The sequence below is a fragment of the Rhodococcus sp. P4_B6 genome, assembly GCF_056402215.1.
This window is the reverse complement of sequence record NZ_JBFUHV010000029.1, coordinates 61,346-82,563: the sequence shown is the minus strand read 5'-3', so window position 1 is coordinate 82,563 and position 21,218 is coordinate 61,346. Positions and strand designations below refer to the sequence as shown.

20 protein-coding genes are annotated in these 21,218 nt (G+C 67.2%); 6 read left to right on the top strand and 14 right to left on the bottom strand.

Annotated elements, in window-relative coordinates; all coding sequences use genetic code 11:
* The coding region (locus AC1DWT_RS16840; RefSeq protein ID WP_477921483.1) for a carboxylesterase/lipase family protein at positions 1 to 1,110 on the top strand (1,110 nt) is incomplete at its 5' end.
* 78 nt (positions 1,111 to 1,188) lie between these two features.
* Positions 1,189 to 2,082 carry an SDR family oxidoreductase gene (locus tag AC1DWT_RS16835; RefSeq protein WP_072937338.1) on the top strand — a complete coding sequence of 298 codons (894 nt, stop codon included), beginning with the start codon at positions 1,189 to 1,191 and terminating at the stop codon, positions 2,080 to 2,082.
* Between the two features lie 6 nt (positions 2,083 to 2,088).
* Here AC1DWT_RS16835 and AC1DWT_RS16830 read toward each other — a convergent pair whose 3' ends face one another.
* A complete protein-coding gene (locus AC1DWT_RS16830) occupies positions 2,089 to 2,466 on the bottom strand; it encodes a VOC family protein (RefSeq protein WP_477921482.1) in 378 nt (125 codons plus the stop codon).
* Positions 2,467 to 2,611: 145 nt separating this feature from the next.
* Between AC1DWT_RS16830 and AC1DWT_RS16825 the strand changes: the two genes are divergently transcribed.
* Positions 2,612 to 3,709, top strand: coding sequence for a CaiB/BaiF CoA transferase family protein (locus tag AC1DWT_RS16825; protein ID WP_477921481.1), 1,098 nt, complete (start codon positions 2,612 to 2,614; stop codon positions 3,707 to 3,709).
* A gap of 51 nt (positions 3,710 to 3,760) precedes the next feature.
* Here AC1DWT_RS16825 and yczR read toward each other — a convergent pair whose 3' ends face one another.
* Positions 3,761 to 5,245, bottom strand: coding sequence for a MocR-like transcription factor YczR (gene yczR / locus AC1DWT_RS16820; RefSeq protein WP_095861260.1), 1,485 nt, complete (start codon positions 5,243 to 5,245; stop codon positions 3,761 to 3,763).
* 62 nt (positions 5,246 to 5,307) lie between these two features.
* Here yczR and AC1DWT_RS16815 point away from each other — a divergent pair, with 62 nt between their 5' ends.
* Positions 5,308 to 5,520 (top strand): hypothetical protein, encoded by a 213-nt coding sequence (locus AC1DWT_RS16815; protein ID WP_387485277.1) that lies wholly within the window; start codon positions 5,308 to 5,310, stop codon positions 5,518 to 5,520.
* A gap of 64 nt (positions 5,521 to 5,584) precedes the next feature.
* Positions 5,585 to 6,121, top strand: coding sequence for a methylated-DNA--[protein]-cysteine S-methyltransferase (locus tag AC1DWT_RS16810; protein WP_095861261.1), 537 nt, complete (start codon positions 5,585 to 5,587; stop codon positions 6,119 to 6,121).
* A 387-nt stretch (positions 6,122 to 6,508) separates the two neighbouring features.
* Here the strand turns inward: AC1DWT_RS16810 and AC1DWT_RS16805 are convergent, their stop codons facing one another.
* From AC1DWT_RS16805 to AC1DWT_RS16755, 11 genes are read right to left on the bottom strand one after another with little or no spacing between them, the layout of a single operon-like run.
* Entirely contained in the window at positions 6,509 to 7,015 is a 507-nt protein-coding gene (locus AC1DWT_RS16805; RefSeq protein ID WP_072937343.1) for a 2-oxo-4-hydroxy-4-carboxy-5-ureidoimidazoline decarboxylase, read from the bottom strand.
* Complete coding sequence (locus AC1DWT_RS16800) at positions 7,008 to 8,306, bottom strand: hypothetical protein (RefSeq protein WP_095861262.1); 1,299 nt, start codon at positions 8,304 to 8,306, stop codon at positions 7,008 to 7,010. The genes AC1DWT_RS16805 and AC1DWT_RS16800 overlap by 8 nt, the downstream gene beginning before the upstream one ends.
* The gene (locus AC1DWT_RS16795) at positions 8,293 to 9,774 is read right to left on the bottom strand and encodes a chlorohydrolase family protein (RefSeq protein ID WP_477921479.1); all 1,482 of its coding nucleotides are present in this window, start codon (positions 9,772 to 9,774) and stop codon (positions 8,293 to 8,295) included. Before AC1DWT_RS16795 ends, AC1DWT_RS16800 begins: the two co-directional genes overlap by 14 nt.
* A 17-nt stretch (positions 9,775 to 9,791) precedes the next feature.
* Positions 9,792 to 11,255 carry an amidohydrolase family protein gene (locus AC1DWT_RS16790; protein ID WP_477921477.1) on the bottom strand — a complete coding sequence of 488 codons (1,464 nt, stop codon included), beginning with the start codon at positions 11,253 to 11,255 and terminating at the stop codon, positions 9,792 to 9,794.
* Entirely contained in the window at positions 11,252 to 12,232 is a 981-nt protein-coding gene (locus tag AC1DWT_RS16785) for a sugar phosphate isomerase/epimerase family protein (protein WP_477921475.1), read from the bottom strand. The genes AC1DWT_RS16790 and AC1DWT_RS16785 overlap by 4 nt, the downstream gene beginning before the upstream one ends.
* Positions 12,229 to 13,338 carry a sugar phosphate isomerase/epimerase family protein gene (locus tag AC1DWT_RS16780; RefSeq protein ID WP_477921473.1) on the bottom strand — a complete coding sequence of 370 codons (1,110 nt, stop codon included), beginning with the start codon at positions 13,336 to 13,338 and terminating at the stop codon, positions 12,229 to 12,231. Before AC1DWT_RS16780 ends, AC1DWT_RS16785 begins: the two co-directional genes overlap by 4 nt.
* 58 nt (positions 13,339 to 13,396) lie before the next feature.
* Positions 13,397 to 14,224: an ATP-binding cassette domain-containing protein gene (locus tag AC1DWT_RS16775; RefSeq protein WP_072937349.1), complete on the bottom strand. Its 828-nt coding sequence runs from the start codon at positions 14,222 to 14,224 to the stop codon at positions 13,397 to 13,399.
* Entirely contained in the window at positions 14,224 to 15,210 is a 987-nt protein-coding gene (locus AC1DWT_RS16770; RefSeq protein ID WP_477921471.1) for an ABC transporter ATP-binding protein, read from the bottom strand. The genes AC1DWT_RS16775 and AC1DWT_RS16770 overlap by 1 nt, the downstream gene beginning before the upstream one ends.
* Before the next feature lie 6 nt (positions 15,211 to 15,216).
* Complete coding sequence (locus AC1DWT_RS16765; RefSeq protein ID WP_477921469.1) at positions 15,217 to 16,113, bottom strand: ABC transporter permease; 897 nt, start codon at positions 16,111 to 16,113, stop codon at positions 15,217 to 15,219.
* A gap of 5 nt (positions 16,114 to 16,118) precedes the next feature.
* Positions 16,119 to 17,180 (bottom strand): ABC transporter permease, encoded by a 1,062-nt coding sequence (locus tag AC1DWT_RS16760; protein ID WP_477921468.1) that lies wholly within the window; start codon positions 17,178 to 17,180, stop codon positions 16,119 to 16,121.
* An 11-nt stretch (positions 17,181 to 17,191) separates the two neighbouring features.
* Positions 17,192 to 18,763, bottom strand: a complete 1,572-nt coding sequence (locus tag AC1DWT_RS16755; protein WP_072937352.1) for an ABC transporter substrate-binding protein — start codon at positions 18,761 to 18,763, stop codon at positions 17,192 to 17,194.
* 222 nt (positions 18,764 to 18,985) lie between these two features.
* Between AC1DWT_RS16755 and AC1DWT_RS16750 the strand changes: the two genes are divergently transcribed.
* On the top strand, positions 18,986 to 19,720 hold the full coding sequence (locus tag AC1DWT_RS16750; protein WP_241031514.1) for a GntR family transcriptional regulator: 735 nt from the start codon (positions 18,986 to 18,988) through the stop codon (positions 19,718 to 19,720).
* 101 nt (positions 19,721 to 19,821) lie between these two features.
* On the opposite strand, the gene AC1DWT_RS16745 is transcribed toward AC1DWT_RS16750, so the two are convergent.
* Positions 19,822 to 21,111 carry an adenylosuccinate synthase gene (locus AC1DWT_RS16745; RefSeq protein WP_072937353.1) on the bottom strand — a complete coding sequence of 430 codons (1,290 nt, stop codon included), beginning with the start codon at positions 21,109 to 21,111 and terminating at the stop codon, positions 19,822 to 19,824.
* Between the last annotated feature and the right edge of the window lie 107 nt (positions 21,112 to 21,218).

Below are 21,218 nucleotides of genomic sequence, written 5' to 3'. Positions count from 1 at the left end.
GTGTACGTGTCGATCAACTACCGCCTCGGATCGCTCGGATACCTCGACTTCACCCAGTTCTCCACCCCCGAAAGACCTTTCGACTCCAACCTCGGCCTCCGCGACCAGGTGGCCGCACTCGAATGGGTCCAGCGCAACATCGCCGAATTCGGCGGCGACCCCGACAACGTCACCGTCTTCGGCGAATCCGCGGGCGCCAACGCCGTCACCACCCTGATGACCACACCCGCCGCGAAAGGCCTCTTCGCGCGGGCCATCGCCGAGAGCCCACCGGTGGCCTCCGCCTACCACCCCGACCGGGCGGCGCGGTGGTCGCGCGAATTCCTCGAGATCGCCGGGGTCCCGCTGTCCGAGGCCGCGACGTGGCTCGAGACCGCCGACCCGGCCGACTTCGTCGCGGCGGGGACGACGCTGGCGCACCGGGGCGCCGACGAGGAACCCGGAACCCGCGCGTTCGCGCCCGTCGTCGACGGCTTCTTCCTTCCCACCCATCCGCTCGACAGTTTCGGGTCCGGATCCGGGCATCCCGTTCCGCTGATCATCGGCACGAACCGCCACGAGGGCAGGGTCTTTCCCCGGTTCCTGAACATCCTGCCCACCGATCCCACCCGGATCGACAAGATGTTCTCGCACGTCGACGTGGCGGTGAAGGAGCGGGCGATCGCCGCCTACCCCGGCTATCCCGGCCGGCGAGCGGCCGCGGACCTCGGAGGCGACGTGACGTTCTGGGAACCGTCCGTCCTGTGCGCGCAGGGCCACACGACCGTCGCCCCGACCTACAGCTACCGGTACGACTTCGCACCCCGGTTGCTCCGCATCCTCGGGTTGGGCGCCACCCACGCCACGGAGTTGTACGCGGTGTTCGGGCTGACCGGGACGTGGGCGCGGTTGCTCACCGCGCTCGGGGGACGCCGCGGGCTGCGGGCCGTCACCGACACCGTCCAGTCGCACTGGCTGCATTTCGCCCGGCACGGGACGCCCGCACCGGGATGGCCGCGGTACTCGCCGGAGCGCCGGGAGACGCTCGTCATCGACGACACGAGCAGGGTGGAGAACGATCCGCTCGGTGAGCGCCGGCGGGCCTGGCTGGGGTACGAGCACCGGCGCTAGCGGGACCGTCAGCTCGTTCCCCGTTGCGCCCCTGCCGGTTGCCCTACTCTCGTAGAGACCTGCATTCGGGAGGCGAGAATGACCGAGTCGAACGACCTCGCAGGCCGCACCATGGTGGTCACCGGCGCCACCTCGGGCCTCGGCCTGGAGACCTGCCGCCAACTCGCGCAGCGCGGCGCCACCGTCGTCCTGGTCGGCCGGGACCAGGACAGGATCGACGCAGCGATCGCCGACCTGTCCGAGAGCGCGGACCGCGACATACTGCACTCGGCGCTGGCCGATCTGTCCTCGCTCGGCCGGGTCCGCACGCTGTCCGGGGAACTGCTGCATCGGTTCCCGCGGATCGACGTGCTGGTGAACAACGCGGGCGTCGACGTGGGGCAGCGCCGGCTGACGGTCGACGGCATCGAAGAGACGTTCGCCGTGAACTACCTCGCGCCGTTCGTGCTGGCGACGACGTTGGCTCCGGCGATGGCGCGGGCGTCGACGGCCGACGCCGCCGGGTTCCGGCGTCCGTCGCGGATCGTCGACATCAGCTCGTCGGGACATCGCGGCGGCAGCGTCGACTTCGACGACCTCGACGGCGCGAAGGACACGTTCCACGGCCAGCGCGCGTACAACAACTCGAAACTCGCCCTGACCCTGTTCACCCGCGAGTTGGCGCGCCGGTCCGACCCCGCGAGGCTGGTCGTCAATTGCGCCGACCCCGGATTCGTCCGCGGTACCGCCCTCGGCCGGGGTCTGCCGTTCGGCCACCAGGTGGTCGGCACACTCCTGACACCGTTCATGGCCGAGGTCGCCAAGGCAGCGGAGACCGCGGTGTGGACCGCGACCGCCACGGAGAGCGGCAAGTTCACCGGCCAGTACGTCAAGGGCTGCAAGGTCGTTCAGCCCGGCAAGGACGCACGGGACGCCGGACTCGCCGCGCGGCTGTGGGCGGCTACCGAGGCACTGCTCGCCGGCCGCGGCTGACGCTCGTCAGTTCGGATCCTCGAAGAGCGACAGCACATTGCCGTGCGGATCCCGGAACCACGCGACACGGATGCCGTCCGGTGCGAGCCACGCCGCGTGCTCGTCCTGATCCATCCCCGGGTACTCGGTGAAATCGATGCCCTTGCTGCGCAGTGATTCGACGACCTTGTTCAGGTCGGGGACCTYCCACCCCAGCACCGTGTACCCGGTGTCGGCCTTCGCCTGCACCAGCGTGACCCGGAGCAGAGCCCCATTGCAGTCGAGGGCCAACGCGAACTCGTCCCGTGAGACGCGCGTCAGCCCCAGGGTCTCCACGTAGAACATCTCCGAGACGTCCAGATCGGTGCTGGCCACGAAACTCACGAGCTCACCCTGAAGACTCATGAATCAACTGTGCCCCGCGCACCCGTGGGCAGGCAAGAGCGCGGGGTCACCCACGGCGGCATCCCGTGACCCGGGGCACACGGCCCGGCGACCGCAAGTTAACGTCGATTCGACAGGTCGTCTCGCACCGGAATGAGGAACTCGCGTGTCTGCTCCAGTTTCAGAGAAGAAGGGCCCCCTCGCGGGCATTCGCGTCGTCGAATTCGCAGGCCTCGGACCGGGCCCGCACGCCGCCGCCCTCCTGGCCGATCTCGGCGCCGATGTGGTCTGCGTCCAGCGGCCCGGAGTGATCCCGCCGGACGGTCCGTATGACCAGATCCAGCGTGGTCGCCGCGTCGTCGAGGCCAACCTGAAGGACCCCGCGCAGGTCGAGAAGGTGCTCGGTCTGATCGAGCGCGCCGACGTCGTGATCGAGGGCTTCCGGCCCGGGGTCACCGAGCGCATGGGACTGGGCCCGGACGTCTGCCTGGAGCGCAACGAGCGCCTGGTGTATGGACGGATGACGGGCTGGGGCCAGGAGGGTCCACTGGCCAGCGCGGCCGGGCACGACATCAACTACATCTCGCTGACCGGTGTCCTGCACGCCATCGGCCGCAAGGGTGAGCGTCCGGTGCCGCCGCTGAACATGGTCGGCGACTTCGGCGGCGGTTCGATGTTCCTGATCTTCGGGATCCTATCGGCGCTGGTGGAACGCCAGTCGTCCGGCAAGGGGCAGGTCGTGGATGCGGCGATGGTCGACGGCGCGCTGGCCCTGTCGCACATGATGTGGGCGTTCCGCGGCCGCGGCGTCTGGTCCGACGAGCGGGGCGTCAACCTGCTCGACACCGGTGCGCCGTTCTACGACACCTACGAGACGTCCGACGGCAAGTACATGGCCGTGGGCTCGATCGAGCCGCAGTTCTACGCCCTGCTGTTGCGGGGCCTCGAACTCGACCCCGCCGAACTGCCGCAGCAGATGGACGTGTCGGCGTGGCCGCAGATGAAGAAGGTCTTCGCCGAGAAGTTCCTGTCGAAGACGCGCGACGAGTGGGCTGCCATTTTCCTCGGCACCGACGCCTGCGTGTCCCCGGTGCTGACGTTCGAGGAGGCGCCGTCCAACGAGCACATCGCCGCCCGCGGGTCGCTGATCGACCTCGACGGCGTCACCCAGCACGCCCCGGCGCCCCGGTTCTCCCGCACCCCCGCCGGCGCTCCCACCCCGCCGGCCCGCGAGGGCGTCGACATCGACACCGTCTGGGCCTGACCCCCAGGTGAGTGGCAAAGCGTGCTCGAGCACGCTTTGCCACTCACGTGCTCAGACGACGAGGGACGGTTCCGCGAGCTCACGGTCGACGGCCAGCGTCTCGTACGCCGCCGCGATGCCGTCGACGCCGCGGCGCAACTCGTCGGACGTCCGCGCGTACGGGAGCCGGACGAACCGCTCGAACGCGCCCTCCACCCCGAACCGCGGTCCCGCCGCCAGCAGCACCCCGAAGTTGGGGGCCGTCGCCGCCAGTGCCGTCGAGACCGGCGCGGGCATCCGCAGCCACAGCGACATCCCTCCCGAACCGATGGTCGGGATCCAGTCCGGGAGGCGGTCGGCGAGCGCGTCGAGCATCGCGCCCCGCTGTTCCCGCAGCTCCGCACGGCGACGCGTGAGAACGAGGTCGTCGTCGGACAGCAGATGCGCCGCCGCGAGCTGGTCCATCACCGGTGTCCCCAGATCGACCGCCGCTCGCGCCCCGGCGAGCCGGGTGATCAGCGCCGGATCCGCACGAATCCAGCCGACGCGCAGCCCACCCCAGAACGACTTGGCCGCCGACCCGATCGTCACGACCTCCGACTTCGCCGCTCCCTTGCCGTACGCCGCGACCGGACCCGGTGACGGCTCGTCGAGCCACAGGTCGACCATCGTCTCGTCCACCACCAGGGTCATGCGGGTGTCGCGCGCGATCCGCGCCAGTTCGGCCCGCCCGGACGCGTCCAGGCACAGCCCGGTGGGGTTGTGGAAGTCCGGAATCAGGTACGCCATCCGGGCCGCGGTCTGCCGGGCGGCGCTGCGGATTCCGTCGAGATCCCACGCCCCCGACGCACCACCTTCCGGCCGCACGGGAACGGGGACCGGACGCGCACCGACCCTGCGGATCGCCTCCAGCGCGTTGGGGTACGTGGGGTGATCGACCAGCACCCGCTCCCCCGGCGCCGTCAGCACGTTGAGGAGCAGCCGCAGCGCGTGCTGGGCACCGGACGTGACCATGATCTGCTCGGGCGAGGTCTCGAGTCCCCGCGCCCGGTAGCGGGCCGCGATCACGTCCCGCAACGCGCCGATGCCCACCGGCTCCATTCCGTGAGTCGGAAGGAACTGCGGAAGTGATTGCAACGCATAGGCGTAGGCCTGTTCGACCGCTTCGGCGGGAGCGGCCATCGCGGCGTAACTGAGGTCGACCACCGCACCGTCGGACCCGGGCTGGTGTGCCCGGAACATCAGCCCGTTCTGCCGCGCCCCGAGCGGCAGCGCGACCGTGCTGCGCGACCCCTGCCTGCTGATGAGATAACCCTCGTCCCGGAGCACCGAATACGACGACGTGATCGTGGTCCGGCTCAACTCCAGCACCGACGCCAGTTCGCGTTCACTCGGCAACGCGACACCCAGCGGGATGCGGCCGTCGTGCACGAGCAGGCGGATGCTCTCGGCCAGTGCCCTGTAGGCGGGTCGCGCCGCCGAGCGGCGGCCACTGTCGTCCTGCCAGTTGCCGAGGTCCCTGGCCAGGGAGCGTGCTCCGAGTACACGAGTCATCATGCAGTCCAGTATCAACCCCTTGGCTATTCAACTCCAAGCCAGTTCTCGCGAAGCTCGGATCCATGACGACACTGATCACGCTCCTGTGCATGGCCCTCCTGGCCGCGGCGGTCGCACATTTCGGCCCCAAAGAGGGAGGTAAAGGGGTATTTCGCCTGGAGCAGTTCCGGATCGGCGCACCCCTCGGCGGCATCTTTCCCGACCAGTCGAGCAGTCCAGAAGATCCGGACTGGCCTGATTCGAGACGTCAGGGCTCCGGCGGCCGCGGCCGGTGATCGAACTTCCGCCGACCGCGGTTCACGGACGGTGTGTGTCGGAGGTCGGAGGCATACTGGGCTGGTGACCACAGGAATCGCCCTGTTCGACACCGCCCTCGGCACCTGCGCCATCGCGTGGCGGGCCGCGGGGATCGTGGGTGTGCAATTACCCGAAGGTTCACCCGAATCCACGCGGCAGCGTCTCGAACACTGTTTCCCGGACGCGGTGGAGCACCAGCCTCCTGCGCCCATCCAGCGGGCCATCGACGGAATACGTGAACATCTCGGCGGCGCCCTCGACGATCTACGGTGGATCGACCTCGACTTCGAGGGGGTCCCGGAATTCGACTGCCACGTATACGACATCACCCGCGCGATCGACCCGGGCACCACCCTCACCTACGGCGACATCGCCGCGGAACTCGGCAAGCCGGGCGCCGCGCAGGCCGTCGGTCAGGCGTTGGGCCGCAATCCGCTGCCGGTCGTGATCCCGTGCCATCGCGTCCTCGCCGCCGGCGGGCAGGTGGGCGGCTTCTCCGCCGGTGGCGGCACGCTCACCAAACGTGAACTGCTGGCCCTCGAGCACACTCCCGGTTTCGACGACCCGGTGCTGTTCTGATCGGCTCCTGCGTATCGGCGACGAGTTCGCGCGCCATCGCGGCGGCCGCGGCCATCCTGTCGCCGTCAGGAACCCGAAGCGTCCGCACGACCTTCTGATCCGTCCCGCTCACAGCGGCGCATCCCAGCACGAACGCCTGCCCGCCGGCGACGATCGCCCGCTCCACGGCATGGATGACCGCGTCCACCGTCGACCTCGGATCACCCTCGAACACCCAGACACCGAGATCCGTCGCCACCACCGCCACACACCTGCCGGCGTCCGACGGGGCACATCCGAACGCCTCCAGGACGGCGGCCGCTGCGTGGAAGCTGTCGTACCACCGACCGGGAGGTGTCCGGGTGCTCGCTTCGACAGTCGTGATCATCGGCCCGAATGTATCGCAGTTCACCCGTCCTCTTCACACTTCGCGATCAACGTCGCGAGCCTCCCCTCTCCGATTGCCGCCATGTGGCGTTGTGCAACCACCAACTCGTCGGGCCGGCCGTTGGTCACCCTTTCGTCGATATCCGCCAGGATCCGGTCGAGAGTGAGCCCCTTCGCCGCGATGACCACGGGAAAGCCGAACCGAGCGCGATACCGGGACTCCCTCTCACGCAGCACGGCGAGTCTCCCGGCCGAGCTGGCGACGAGTGCACAGTGCTCGGCTGCGGCATGGGCCGAGTCTGGTGGGTCCGAAAGCGGAAGATAGCTCTCCAGCGCCATCGCGACGTCCTCGGACGTCATGGAATTCCACGCTTCCCCGGCCGCAGCAAGCAGGTCCGCACGGTCGACGTAGGGGCGTGCGGACAGCACCGCGGTTGCCCAGGTCCGCGACGGCGTGCAGATCAATAGTTCTTTCTCCAGAGCGGACTCGTCCAGGGCGTTGAGCGTCACGACGGCAATGTCAGGCATGTGCGCTCGCGCGCCGATAGAGTGCGAGGCTTTCCTCCGCCACGCGGGACGCGTCCCCGGCGCTCAACCACCGCGGATAGGACGTCACCGCGGCCACTGCGTCGTCCAGCGAGCTGCGGACGAACGCGATCTCCTCCGCGTCCGCATCGAGTCCGAGCGACTGCAGCAGCACCTCCGCCATCCGAGCAGTGGTCAGGCTGTCCCACACCCACTCCTGCCGACCTCCCACCACTGCGGGGCTCACGCACGACGAGACGGGCGGGAACACGTCCGGTCCCCCGGTGATCGCAGCGATGACGTCACCGGGCATGTGCTTGAGGTGGGCATATCCTCCGACCACCGGCTTGAGGGGCGGCAGGCTCACCGAACTTTCCGACGCCACGAGTTGCGCCAGGGGCGTCAGCTGTTCGACGTGGATCCCCGTGTCGACGCCGTAGAGAACTTCGAGACCGAGAACCACCTCCTCAAGCGCGGCGAAGCCGGCACGGTAGGACATTCCGGACACCGACACGTCCGGGCTCGCGCCTGCCGTCGCGGCCGCGACGGCCGTGGCGGTGCCGAGGCCGAAGTCGTCGTGCACATGCATGGTGATCGGCACGTCCTCGACCAGGCGCTCCCGGAACGTCCGGACGAACAGTTTCATCGCTTCGGGGCCGAGACTGCTGGTCGAGTCCATCAGATCGAGACGCCGCGCACCGAGCGCGACGGCGACGTTGCAGGCTGCCACCAGATCGTCGAAGTCGCGGCGGCCCACGTTGGCGAGCGTGATCGTGGCGTCGCCACCCAGCTCACGCACGTACTCGAAGAACTTCTCGAGATCGCGGTACTGACGTGACCGGGCGGGGGCCGAGGGCGCCGGGACGATGCCCGGCGCGAACGTGCGCACTCCCCATTCGTGCAGTTGATCGACGGTTTCCTTCATGCCGACCTGCTGGTAGTTCTCTCCGTCCGACAGCAGGGTGTCGGCGTACACATTGAGCCGGAATCCGAAGTCCCGGGCGGCGACGGCACGAACGAGCGCCGCTTCGCGCGGCAGCGGTGACGCTCCGCCACCCCAGTTGATGTTGATGCTTTCCTCCCGGATTCCCGCCGCACCGAGCGCCGCCGCGATCCGGACGAATCCGTCCATCGACGTCGTTGCGCCCGCGGTGAAAAGCGTCTTCCGCAGGGTGCTGTCGATCAGCGCGAACGGTGAAGGCCAGTCGAACTGCGCCTGGACGGTGGCGTCGAAGTTGAACGGGCTGACCCAGTGACTGCCTTCGACGAGGTGGGAGCGCTCAGGATTGATCATGCGAATACCTCTTCGGTGTCGTGGTTTTCGTGATGTCGGGGAAGGTCGGAGGGAACAGTTCGGCCGGTGGTCTGCGTCGGTGGTCGCGTTCGCTGTATGCCGCCCTCATGCGTTCGAACAGGGCCTGCGCGCGAGCCTGCAGCCGCGACTGGTCGGCACCGAGGACGACGCCGTCGACGATGACGGTGCGGCCTGCGACCACCGTCCGGCGGACGTCGCGGGCCGATCCGTTCATCGTGAGGGTGCGGAGCGGATCGTCGCGTACCCCCATGGCGAAGTCGGCGAGATCGACCACGATGAAGTCGGCACTCGCTCCGGGCTGCAGGCGGCCCAGATCGGTTCTGCCGAGGGCAYGAGCACCGCCGAGCGTCGCCGAACGGAGGTAGTCGGCTGTGGCACCCGCCGCGAGTGACCTGTCGGCAAGTTTGGCGAGATGGGTGCCGTAGTCGATGCCGCGGACGAGGTCCGGGGGGAATGAGTCGGTTCCCAGGGCGATGTGGACACCGGCCGTTCGATACCGGTCGTACGAGTCCAGCACGGCTCCGTACCGAATGGATGTCATCGGGCAATGCACGATGGTGACACCCGCCTCGGCGAGTCGGCGCAGGTCGGCCTGCCGCCCGCCACCGCCCGGCGCGCCGAGATGAATGCCGTGGGGCACCAGCAGACGCGTCGCCAGGAGTCCGGACGCTTCGAGGAGTTCGACGGGGCGCATCCCGTACCACTCGTCGAGCAGCGCCAACTCCACCCCACCCTGCATGCAGTGCAGTCGCACCACGGCGTCGCGGGCAAGCGCCAGCTGTGCGGTCGCTGCCATCAGTTCCCTTGTCAGGGTCTCGATCCTGCAGGGCAGGAGAGCGCCGTGTACGAGATCGCCGCCGTGGTCGGCGGCATAGTCGAGAAAGCGCTCGGCATCTCGGAGCCCGGCTCGGCCTCGTTCCTCGTCGAACAGCACTGTCCGGCGTCCACCGTCGACGACGTTGACGCCGGACCGGTAGGCGGGGCCGAGATATCCACGAATTCCGAGACGCTCCGCGATCCGCGCGACCTCGACCATGTCGTCACAGGTCTCCGCCCAACTGCTGTGGGTCTCGGAGGCGATCGGCATGAAGGTGGTGACGCCGTGCCGAAGAAGCTGCGACAGAGCATATTCGCGGATGACGGCACGCTCGGGTACGTCGAACACGTCGCGCCGCCGCGATCGGAAGTAGTCGGCCGACCACTGATGCTCGAGTGCCAGATCGGGTGTCGCCCAGGAATCGAGCAGCGCGTGATCGATGTCTGCCAGCGCATCGAGGTCGATGAATCCCGGCATGATCAGAGCGTCGCCGCAGTCGATCGTCTCGTCGACCGGGCCGTCCCATCCCCGTCCCGCGTGCAGAATCCGCGCGCCCCGATAGACGATCTCCCCGTCGGAGACGAGAATGTGATCGCCGTCGCGATGGGCCAGGACGTGGGCCGCAGTCATCCTGACCACCGGTTCCGTCATGGCACGGTCACCCCGATCGGCTCGTCGAATTCGCGCCTGTTGCTTCGCCATCCGGGATCGGTGAGGTGGTGCGCCAGGCCGGCACGTTCGACGAGCAGTCGGGCGTGCCGGTCTCCCTCGTCCAGTGCTGCCGTCTCGTCGACGCCGCACACGGTGCGGTCTTCCATGACGACCGTTCCCCCGACGATCACCGTGTGCACGTCGGCTCCGGTCGCCTCGTAGACGAGGCGGTGCACCGGCATCCAGTTGGGTACGAGATGCGGCTTGCGCATGTCGAGAATCGCGAGATCGGCGCGTTTGCCCACTTCGATGGATCCGATGACACCGGACATCCCGAGGACCGCGGCCGCATCGATCGTGATCATCTCGAGCAAACGGCCCGGTGGCAGCAGGTAGGGATCGTCGGCGAGAAGCTGATTGGCGGCCTGCACGGCGCGCGCGGCCTGCAGGAGGTCGAACGGACGCCGCGGCGACGACCCGTCGGTGGTGACCGCAACGGTGATGCCTGCCTGCAGCATCTGAGGAACCGGCGCACGTCCTCCCGGCGCATGCCCCACGGACGTCCCGGTCTCCGCCAGGATCGCGACCKCCTCGGCAGACAAGCCCGTGCAATGTTGCAGGTGGACGTCCGGCCCGAGGAGCGCATACTCCCGGTCCTTCGCCGCGAGCCGCACCATGCCACCGAACGCATCCGAGTGGATGCGGACACCCCAGCGCTCCGCTGCTTCCCTGATCCGGCGCGCCTGGTAGCGATCGCCTTCGGTGAGATTGGTGGCAACGTCGGGTCGCGACGGATGGGACGGATCGACCGAGGGGACGATCGTGAAGGGTGTCAGGAACACAGACGTGAGATCGCCCTCGTAGCCGTCGACCGTCTCGATCACCGATTCCGCGCCGGACAGCATCTCGTCGAATCCGACCTCGCGTCGCCGGGGAACTCCGCCGGACCAGTCCGTGACCGGATGGGGCAGCGGCAAACCCGCCGGCCCGACACACACCACGTCGCGTATTCCGACCTCTCGGTAGGCGCGCGCGTGAGCCAGCGAGATCTCGGGATCGTCACTGCGGGGGCGGGATCCCATGACGCTGACGCCGCACGTCACTCCGGCGCGAACGCGTTCGAGCGCGGACACCAGTCCGTCGTGATACCAGTACTCCGGTGTCGTCGCGTGGAAGTACGCAGGTGTGACGGTTCGCATCCAGAATGTCGGGCTGTCACATCCCAGCGTCTTGATCAGCGAGTGGCCGGCGTGTCCGTGGGCGTCGACGAGCCCGGGAATCACCAGTTTGCCCCGGCAATCGATTCGGCGGACGGACCGATCCGTGACGGAGAGGAGCGCCTCGCTGTCACCGACCACGCTGATGAGGCCACCGTCGATCAGGACGGCGCCGTCGTCGATGATCCGGCGTTCACGGTCCACTGTCACGATCGTGGCTCCGTACAACAACACCGCGCTCATGCCGCCGTCCCGCGCGTCATCGTTGCCAGTTCGGACAGCGCAGCCTGCAGTCGCGGCGCCGTGGCCGTCACCGGAGGCCGGTCGGGCCGCGCCCTGGACGACAGGATCGAGAGTTCTCTCAGCGAGACGTCGCTGTTCTGCAGAAGCCACCGTTCGTCACACACCGGCATCTCGAACTCTCCGCGGTGCAGGTCGACGAGGACCGGCGCGCTGGAGCCTGCGCCGTCGAGGATGCGGAAGATCGCTCCCCAGTCGATGTCGCCCTGACCGCCCGGGCACAAYCGTCGTGCGAGACCGCGACCGGTGAAGGTGATCCACGCGTCGTCGTAGTGAATCCGGCCGACGTGCGGTACGAGCCGGGCGGTCGCCAGCTCCGGATCCTCGCCTCTCACCGGCAGATTGACCGGGTCGAGCGCCACCGCCAGATGATCGGAGCCGACGGCGTCGACGAGCGCGAGGATTTCGTGTGACGTGATCTCCTCGTGCGTTTTGACCGCGAGTTTCAGACTCAGGTCGGTGAGCACCGGGGCAAGGTTCCGATACAACTGCGCCGTGGCGTCGAGTTGCTCCGGCCACCCGACCGACGCGTCATAGCGGTCGTCCAGCGTACCCACGACGATCTGGACGTAGTCGGTGTCGAGTTCCCCGATCGCCCTCAACGCCTTGCTCAGTCCCGCAACCAGATCGCCCCGACCCGCCTCGCGGAATCGTGTGGTCCGTTCGGCATGCCCTGCGGATACCATTCCCAGCGCGCAGCTCAGCCGAACACCGAGTGAACGTCCGTAATCGGCGAGTGCCCGGAAGGCGGTCGGATCGAGTGCGGGCGAAATCACGAAAGGCGAAGCGAACTCCACGTGCCGCAGACCGAGACCCGACGCCGTGCGGATGGTCTCCCGCGGGGTCGATTCCTCGCCCAGCGCACGCGCGCACGCACCGAGTTCCCGGACAACCGTGCCGACGCCGTCGCCGATGGTCACCGCGCCGACTCCGCGAGATCGCCTGCCTTCGTGATCGATTCGACGGGAAGATCGTATTCCGCACACACGCTTCGCACGTGATCCGCACTGGACCTGATGTACGACACCGTCTCCGCATAGCCGTACGGCTGCGCGGCGTAGGCGGCGTTGTCGATCCGTTCGCCCGACCGGAGCTGCCGGTCGTACGACTGCACCATGTCCAGGTACGCCGCCATCTCCTGGACCGTCAGATCGGGATGGCCGTCGAGGAATTCGGGATCGAACGCCTCGATGAGCATCGTCCGCCGGGGACGGGGCAGGTCGACGAGCGACTCGTCGTTCTCGATCGTCAGATTGAGAGCCGGATTCGCCGCCGCGAGTATCGGCAGAATGCGATGGAAGTCGACGACGCCGGTGCCGCACGGGCGCATCTGGTAGGCGAGACCGCCCTCCGTGTAGGTGATCGCGGCGTCCTTGATGTGCGTCTGACGCACGTACGGCGCCAGCCGTTCGGCCGCCCAGACAGGATGTTCGAGGCGTTGGAGCACGTTCGCGGTGTCGAACACGACCCCCACTACATCCGAGCCGACCGCCTCCACCAGCCGGACGAGTTCGAACGACGTGATCTCCTCGTGTGTTTCCAGGTTGAGGTGGATTCCGAGGTCTCGTGCGATCGGAGCCAGTGTTCCGAGAAAACGCGCCGTTGCGYCCAGCTGTTCCGTCCACGTCACGTCGGTGCGGAAGCGGTCGTATGCCCAGCGGCCGCTGTACACCGACTTGTAGTTCGCGGTGGCCACCCACAGCTCACGGCAATCGATGGCGGCGCACGCTTCCATCATCCGGCGGAAGCCGAGGACGATATCGCCGTCGCCGACGGCGCGCAGCTCCGGCGCCTCCGGGTTCGCATAGGGATTGACCTTGCCCAGACCGGTCTCCAGATACATCCCCAGTTCGTCTGCCTTGGATCGGATGTCGCGCAATTCGCCGGCATCCAGGGCCGGGCTCATATCGAGCACCGTCCGGAAGAACAAGCCGGCCATACCGAGTTCGTCGGCGTGTTCGAGGCTGCTCACGGGACCCCGAGCACGGCTCTCGGGAATCTTGCGTCCGTCTACACCAATTCGCATATCTACCTACTTCCGTCAGGGATGATCGATGAGATGAAAGGCCGGGGCTCGACGGCCCTCACGGCAGAGTCAGGACGCCGCCGGGGATGGTTCGCCCGGCGCGGGCCGCAACCGGGTCCGGGATCGGCACCGCCTCGAGTAGTTCGCGTGTGTATCGGTGACGTGGAGTGGAGAACACCTGTCGGGTGGGCCCTTCCTCCACCACCACGCCGGACCGAAGAACCGCCACCCGAGAACAGAGTTGCTGCACGATCGCGAGATCGTGCGCGATGAACAAGATCGTCACCCCGAGGTCCTCGTGCAGGGACGTCAGCAGATTGATCACCTGTGCCTGTACCGAGACGTCCAGGGCCGATACCGGTTCGTCGCACACGAGCAACCTCGGGCGAAGGATCAGGGCGCGCGCGATGGCGATACGCTGCCGCTGCCCACCGGAGAACGTGGCCGGCAATCGACCCATCGCATCCGGGTCGAGACCCACCTCGATCAGGGTCTGCGCGACCCGCGCACGCCGGTCCGCGCGGGTACGGGCCAGGCGGTGGACGACGAGCCCCTCGCCGACGATCTGCTCCACCGTCATCCGAGGGTTCAGGCTGGCGTACGGGTCCTGCGCGACCAACTGAACGTCGCGACGAAACCGGCGCAGGTCCCCGCCGCGGAGCGCATGGACGTCACGCCCGTCGAAGGTAACGGCCCCGGAGTCGGGTCGCTCGCGCCGGACGATGCACTTGACGAGCGTGGACTTGCCGGAACCCGATTCGCCGACCAGTCCGAACGTCCCGCCCTCGGGCACCGACAGGTATACGTCGTCGAGCGCCTTGCTTCCGCGGGATCCACCGAAAGTCTTGTTCAGAGCTCGGATATCGAGAAGAGGTGTTCCGTTCATCAGTTCCCACTTCCTTGATCGAGATGGCAGGCGCGGCGTCCACCGTCAGCGGTCGCCATCGTCGGTGGGGTTTCGCTCGCGCAGCGCTCCATCGCGACAGGGCATCGTGGGTGGAAGGGACAGCCGGGGGGCCGTAGCGCCGGTGACGGAGGCGCACCCGGAATGGTGGTCATCCTCGGGAGATGAACATCCAGCCTCGGCACCGCGGCCAGCAGTCCTGCGGTGTAGGGGTGCAGAGGGTCCGCGAACAGTGCGCGGACCGGGCGATCCTCCACGATCCGCCCGGAGTACATCACCGCGACACGGTCGGCGAGTCCGGCGACGACCCCGAGGTCGTGCGTGATCAGCAGGAGTCCGAGTCCCTGTTCCCGGGTGACCTCGTCGAGCAGGTTCAGCACCTGCTGTTGCACTCGGACATCGAGCGCCGTCGTCGGTTCGTCGGCGATCAGAATCTCCGGCTCCCCGATGAGGGCCATCGCGAGGACTACACGTTGCCGCATGCCCCCGGAGAATTCGTGCGGATAGGCGCCGAGCCGTTCGTGTGCACGCGCGACCCCGAGTTCGCTCAACACCTCGGCGGCCCGCCGCAGTGCGTCCTTCTTCCTGATCCCGCGTTGCCGCAGTGGCTCACTCACCTGTGCGCCGATCGACTGCAGCGGGTCGAGCGCGCCCATCGGGTCCTGGAACACCATCCCGATGCGACTGCCCCGGATCGTGCTGAGGCGACGTTCGGTCTGCGCGAGGATCTCCGTGTCGCCCAGTCGAATCGAACCGCCGATCGTCAGTGAGCCGTCCAACCGCATCAGTGCGCGTGCCGTCACCGACTTTCCCGAACCCGATTCGCCTACCAGCGCCACGCGCTCGCCCGCCGCAACCGTGAGATCCACGCCGTCCACCAACCGGACGGACGTGTCGCCCGGCTCCGTGTCGATGGTCAGCCCGGAGATCTGGAGGAGTGCGGTGCGCTGAACGATTTCTGTCGTCATGATCGATCACGCTCCTCGTCGTGCGGGGTCGCGCCGCTCGTGCAGCATGTCGCCGAGCAGTCCGAAGGCCGCGGCCGTGATGACGATCGCGATGCCCGGCACGAGCGCAGCCCACCAGGCCGTCGACAGGTAGTCACGCGCGCCGGCGACGGCCGAGCCCCATTCCGCGCTGGGCGGCTGCGCACCGACACCGATGAACGACAGACCCGCGAGCACCAGAACGGTATTGCCGATGTCGCCCGCCCATTTGACGGTCATGACGTCGAGCGAGTTCGGCAGCACGTGCCGTGTCATCAGGCGCCATCGACTGACCCCGAGCACCACCGCACCGTCCACGAACGGCGACGCCATCGTCTCGCGCATCACGCCGCGCAACAGTCGCGCCGTGTACGGCCAGCCGGTGGCGATCATCGCGATCAGTGCGCTGCTCAGGCTCGGACCGAGCGCGGCGGCGATACCCAGTGCCACGACGAGTCCGGGGAGAGCGAACCCGATGTCCGTCACTCGCATGAGGGTTTCGTCCACCCACCGTCCACCGACAGTGGCCATCGTGGCGAGTGCCGTTCCGATCAGCGAGTACGCGGCGACGACCAGAACGGCGGACAGCACCGACGACCGGGCGCCCGCGATCGTGCGCCACAGAACGTCTCGCCCCTGGTCGTCGGTCCCCAGCCAGTGTTCACTGCTCGGAGCGGCGAGGGCGTTCGCGATGTCCGACCGGTAGACGGATTCGGGTGCGACCCACGGACCGACGACGGCGAGCACCACGATCACGGCGACAGCACCGACGACCACGGTGTCGAGCAGTCCCCATCGCGATCGGCGTCGACGACCGCGAATCGAGGCGGATCGCCATCGGCCTGCCAGTGCGGCCACACCGGTGACGTTTGCTGCAATACTCATCGGACTCACTGCACCTTTCCGGGTGTGCGCAGCCGGGGGTCGTGGGCCAGCTGGAGCACGTCCACGACGAAGTTCGCGACGACGACGATCACGCCGACGACGGTGACGGTGCCGATGACTGCGGTGATGTCCTTGCGACTCACCGCATTGGAGAGGTAATCGCCGACCCCGGACAACCCGAACACGGACTCGACGAAGATCGCGGAACCGACAAGCATGCCGATCTCGATGCCGATGATGTTCAGAAGCGGCCCGGTCGCGTTGGGAAGCGCGTGCCGAGTCCACAACCGCAGGGAAGGAACACCTTTCGCTCGGGCAACGGTCATGTGATCGCGGCCCCGAACCCGGAGGAGATCGGCACGGAGAGCCCGGAACATCTGTGCGGCGACGGCGACGGCGAGCACGAACGCGGGCAGCATCAGATGCTGAAACGCATTGCTGAACGCGGCGAAGTCTCCGGCGAGGGCGGCGTCGACGAGTGTCATCCCCGTTCGGTGCGGGACGTCGACGCCCACCGAGAGACGTCCCGAGATCGGCAGGATCTGCAGCCACGAGCCCAGCACCCATTGCAACATCAGCGCGAGCCAGAAACCGGGAAGCCCGAATGCGACGATCGCACCGATGCGGCTAATCTTGTCGAATCCTCCCCGTGATCGCGCCGCCGCGATCGTCGCCATCGGAACCGCGAAGGTTACCGCGAGCATCATTGCGAGAACGACCAATTCGAGCGTTCCGGGCAGTCGCGCGAGAACGTCGTCGAGCACCGGCTGGCGGGTCGAACTCGAGGTGCCCAGATCGCCGTGGAGCATCCGGCCCAGGTAGTCGAAATACTGCACGGCCGCCGGCTTGTCCAGACCCAGCTGACGACGCACCTCTTCCACCTGTTCCGGAGTGGCGCTCTCCCCCGCGGCCACCTGCGCTTCGTCCCCGGGAATCACCTTGGTCATGGCGAAGACGATGGTGGCCAGTCCGACCAGGGTGAGGAGCGCTGCGCCCAGTTTGCGGCCGAGAAACGCCGACGGCGCCGCGAGGCGATGTAGGGCGCGAGGCATGTCGAGTGTCGTCATCGCGTACTCCCTCACGCCACGCGGATCGCGGGAACCCAGACTCCGCTGCCCACGACCGCCGGACCGACACCGGTCACCCTGTTGCTGTGAGCGGTGGTCTGCCCCAGGGTGTACATGTTGACGGCCACCGCGTCGTTGCGAATATCCTCCTGAGCCTGCTTGTATAGGTCACACCGCGCCCCGGCATCGGAGGTTTCGGCCGCGCGGCCGAGCAACGCGTCCACCGTGGGATTGCTGTAGCCGGATTTGTTCGTTCCGACCTGGTCCGACTTGTACGTCTTGACCAGCATCACTCCGGGATCCGGGTACTGCGCGAAGTCGGTGGCGAGCATCATCTGCGGAATCGAGTCGGGCGACTTCAGAGCCGACAGATAGTCCGCGTACGCGATGGGCTCGAGATCCAGCGTGACACCGATCTGCGCGAGGTTGGACTGCAGCAGCGTCGCTTCGCGTTCCTGCTCCTTGAAGACGGGCTGGAATTTCATGGTGAGGGTCAGGTCGGACATCCCGGCGTCGGACAGCAGCTTCTTCGCCTGTTCGAGATCCTGCCCGTAGGCGGGCATCTCCGGCCGGCACGAGAACTGTCCGGGCAGCGGGCCGGTGGCGATGCTGCCGTTGCCACCACGAATCGTCGCGAGGCCACCGGTGTAGTCGTACGCCATCTGGATGGCCTGTCGTACGGCCTTGTTCGCCGTCGGCCCGTTCATCACGTTGAAGAAGATGTTCGCCTGCAGGTTGACCGGCTGACTCTGCACCGTCACGCCGGAGAAGCCGTCCAGCGCCGCGGCGTCGGCGTTGGTGAGCCCGAACGAGACGTCGATGTTGCCGGCCTTCAGTTCCGCACTCTGCGTGGCGCTCTCGTCGATTCGTCGATAGACGAGTGAGACCGGACGCCCCTCGTCGCCCGCCCAGTAGTCGTCGAATCGTGTCAGCGTGTACGTGTCGGCACCGCCCGGGCCGGCCAGGAAGTAGGGCCCGGACCCGGCATCGTGGCCTGCGAGATAGGCCTGGCCCCGGTCGGTCCCCTCGTTGGCTTTCACGAGGGCGGAGTTGAGGATGTAGATCTTCGACAGAGCGCCCAGGAACAGCGAGTTCGGTTCCGTCAGTTCGATCGTCAGGCTCTGCGGGCCGGTGACCGTGGCGCCCCGGTATCCGGTCATCTGACCGGCAATGCCCTGTCCCAGCGCCGCCGTCCGATCGAGCGTGTAGCGGACGTCCTCGGCGGTGACGGGGGCACCGTCGTGGAAGGTCGCCGCGCGCAGGGTCATCTGGATCGATCGCGCATCCGGCGACGGGGCGAACTCGGACGCYAGCTGGCCGACGATCTCGTTGTCGGCGTCGTACGTGACCAGGGTGTCGTACAACGCCTGGTCGACGAAGTTCGTCTGAGCGTAATCGGCGCGGATGGGGTCGAGCGTGGAGATCTGATTCTGGTAGGCCAGGACGACGGGACGGTCGCCCGGTCCCCCACCTGCATCGGTCCTGGCCGCGCTGGTACATGCCACCAAGGAGGAGGTGACTGCCAGGCCGATCAGCGCGTACCCGAAACCCTTGCGAGCAAGTATTTTTCGTTCAGTGGACACGGGAATCCTTCCGAATGGAGAGGGTAGTTCCGAAGCTTTCGACGAAGTGGGCGGCGACCGAATTGCGCCACACTGCGCTGCCGGGCCGGATGTATATGGTCTACCAAGTGCGGAAGCCGAGCGCCAAGCGTGGAGCGTTACATTCGGGTTAATCCATTTGACCAGCAGAGTTGCGAAACGCGTCCGGTGGTCGGGTTCAACTTGGTATGCCATGATCGGTTCATGACAGTGAACCTGAACGGCGAGATCGGGGTCACGGAATCCACGACGTCGCCTCTGGGCACGGGCGTGGCCGGCGGACTGTCGGACGTGCCACTCCCGAAGCAGATCTATTCGGTGATTCGTGAGCGCATCATCTCGGGCGCGTACCCACCCGGCAGTCGCCTGCGGGAGCGCGAATTGTCACAGGAGTTCGACGTCTCGAGGGTTCCGCTCCGCGAGGCGTTGCCGCAATTGGAATGGGACGGATTCATTCAGATCCTGCCGCGGCGGGGCGCAGTCGTGACTCAGCTGTCGTTACGCGACATCGAGGAACTGTTCGACGTGCGATTGGCCTTGGAACCGTACGCGGCACGATGCGCGGCCGAGAACGTCGCACGGGGCGCATCCATGGAGGCGCTGCTGTCGACGATGGCGCGCACGGAGGAACTGATCGGAAACGACGAACCCCTCCTGATTCCGGCGGTCAACGCGCGTTTCCACATGGATGTCGTCGAACTGTCCGACAACAAGCTACTCGTGTCGGTGATGAACTCGCTGATGGGCCGGGTCCACTGGTTGTTCCGGCTGACGTGGCATCACAATCCCGCAGTGTCCTGTGCAGCGCACCGGGAACTCGTCGAGGCAATTCGCAGCGGAAACGGAAGACTGGCCGAGGCCAGTGCGTTCGCTCACATCGAGCACGGGCGCAAGCCGACGCTGGAACGCCTCGCGCCGTCCCTGCCCGCAACCCTGTAGGTCGCCGCGCCACCTACACGTTGCCCGACGTCACATCGGTTCGATCTGACGGAACCGGGGTGACATCGGGCAACGGAAAGCGAAACAACGAGACGAGCGGACTACCGCACCACGTCGCGGCGGACGATGGTCTCGTCGCGGCCGGGGCCGACGCCGATGCAGGAGATGTACGCACCCGACAGTTCCTCGAGACGCAGGACGTAGTTCTGCGCGTTCTTCGGAAGCTCCTCGAACGTCCGGGCGTGGGAGATGTCTTCCCACCAGCCGGGCATTTCTTCGTAGATCGGCTTCGCGTGGTGAACGTCGGTCTGCGACATGGGCATCTCGTCGTGCCGCACACCGTCGACGTCGTAGCCGACGCAGATCGGGATGGTGTCGAGGCTGCTGAGCACGTCGAGCTTGGTGAGGAAGTAGTCGGTGATGCCGTTGACACGCGTTGCGTAGCGGGCGATCACGGCGTCGAACCATCCGGTGCGCCGGGCACGGCCGGTGGTGACACCCACCTCGCCGCCGGTCTTGGCGAGGTATTCGCCGTTCTGGTCGAACAATTCGGTCGGGAACGGGCCCGAACCGACGCGGGTGGTGTACGCCTTGAGAATGCCCAGCACCGTCGTGATCTTGGTGGGGCCGATGCCCGAACCGACCGCTGCGCCACCGGACGTCGGGTTGGACGACGTCACGTACGGGTAGGTGCCGTGGTCGACGTCGAGGAGCGTGCCCTGCGAACCCTCGAGCAGCACCGTCTCGCCGCGCTCGAGCGCCTCGTTGAGCTGCAGACGCGTGTCCGCGATGCGGTGCTTGAAACCGTCCGCTTGCTCGAGCACCTCGTCGACGACCTGCTGCGGGTCGAGGGCCTTGCGGTTGTAGATCTTGACGAGCACCTGGTTCTTGAACTCGAGTGCCGCCTCGACCTTCTGAGTGAGGATCTTCTCGTCCAGCACGTCCTGCACGCGGACGCCGACACGGGCGAGTTTGTCCTGGTAGCACGGCCCGATACCGCGGCCGGTGGTGCCGATCTTCTTGGCCCCGAGGAAGCGTTCGGTGACCTTGTCGATGGCAACGTGGTACGGCATGATCAGGTGCGCATCGGCCGAGAGCAGCAGGCGGCTGGTGTCCACGCCCCGCTCGTCGAGTCCGGCGAGTTCGGTGAGCAGCACTCCCGGGTCCACCACGACACCGTTGCCGATGACGTTCGTGACGCCCGGAGTGAGGATTCCGGACGGGATCAGATGGAGTGCGAACTTGTCGCCGTTCGGAAGAACCACTGTGTGTCCGGCGTTGTTACCGCCCTGGTAGCGCACCACCCACTGCAGGCGTCCGCCCAGTAGATCGGTCGCTTTGCCCTTGCCCTCGTCGCCCCACTGGGCGCCGATCAGGACGATTGCCGGCATGACGTTGTCTCCTACGGTCGACGTACAGTCGTATCCGACTGCGTGGTCCTGCCGTTCGTAGGCAGTGGCCGGGGGAACAGTCTAGCCGAGGGCACGGAGAACAGACC